1 protein-coding gene is annotated in these 1312 nt (G+C 64.3%); it reads left to right on the top strand.

Translation table 11 applies throughout. The features are described from left to right. The first annotated feature begins 67 nt into the window (after positions 1 to 67). A protein-coding gene (locus tag IWX63_RS16610; protein ID WP_199279253.1) for an IS3 family transposase occupies positions 68 to 1302 on the top strand; the annotation gives its coding sequence in 2 pieces (ribosomal slippage) (positions 68 to 377 and positions 377 to 1302; 1236 coding nt in all). Positions 1303 to 1312: the final 10 nt, after the last annotated feature.

The following is a 1312-nucleotide window of genomic DNA, read 5'->3' as shown; positions in this document are numbered from 1 at the left end:
GGGGCTTGACCCCGGATCTTGGACACGCTGATTCCAGCACGATGCTGGGGAAGCGAGAATCCAAGACATGGCAAGGAAAAATTACACGGACGAGTTCCGTCGGCGGGCGGTGGACTTATACGAATCGACGCCCGGCGCGACGCTCAAAGGCATCGCCGTCGATCTCGGGATCTCCCGCGGCGCATTGAAGGAATGGGTCGACAAGCTCGGCTCCCGGACGGCCACCGCTGGTGCGTCGACGGCGCCGGCGGTGGGTCGGCCGGAGTCACAGGCGGCGAGGATCGTGCGCCTCGAGACCGAGCTGGCCGCGTCGAGGGCCGAACAGGTCAAGCTCGAGACGGAGCGAGACATCCTCCGTCAGGCGGCGAAGTATTTCGCCGGGGAGACGAACTGGTGAACCGCTTCCAGTTTGTTGAGGACCACAAGGACGCCTACGGCGTGAAGCGGTTGTGTGAGGTCATTGAGATCGCCCGGTCATCGTTCTACGCCTGGCTTACCGCCGCGCCGGGACGAACTATAAGGGCAGCCGACGACGCTGTGCTGGCAGAGCGGATCCGGGTACTGCAGGACCCTGACCAGGGCGGTGACCGCGCGTACGGGGCACCGCGGATCACCGGAGACCTCAACGACGGCGTGCCCGCAGTGCAGCGCATCAACCACAAGCGTGTTGCGCGAGTGATGCGCGCGCACCAGCTATCGGGGATCCGGCTGCGTCGGAGGGTCAAGACGACGATCCCGGACCAGTCGGGGCGACGGTTCCCCGACCTGATCCAGCGGGACTTCACCGCTGACGAGCCCAACCGCAGGTACGTCGGCGACATCACCTACCTGCCCATCAACGACGGCAGTAACCTCTACCTCGCCACCGTGATCGACCTCTGCTCCCGCAAGCTAACTGGCTGGCAGGTCGCCGACCACATGCGCGTAGGACTCGTCGAAGACGCACTCCGCATCGCCGTCCGCGACCGCGGGTCTCTGGCCGGCGCTGTGTTCCACTCGGACCACGGATCTGTTTACACCTCTAAGGCCTACGTGAAGCTCTGCAACGACGTGAAGGTCGTCCAGTCCATGGGCGGAATCGGGTCAAGCGCTGATAACTCGCTTGCGGAAAGCTTCAACGCGACCCTCAAACGTGAGCTTCTCGAAGGCCGGCCTACGTTCCCCGACCAAACAACCGCCTACCGGGCCGTATTCCGATGGGCGAACCGCTACAACACCCGACGACGCCACTCCGCGATCGGCAACATCACCCCGAACGCTTACGAGGCCGCCCTGTCCGCTACCCTCGCGGAAGCGGCATAAACCAAACGAC

Source organism: Arthrobacter sp. CAN_A2 (assembly GCF_015752045.1).
GTDB lineage: Bacteria > Actinomycetota > Actinomycetes > Actinomycetales > Micrococcaceae > Arthrobacter_D.
Note: the sequence above shows the minus strand (reverse complement) of the source record. Positions and strands in the feature narration are given on the sequence as shown.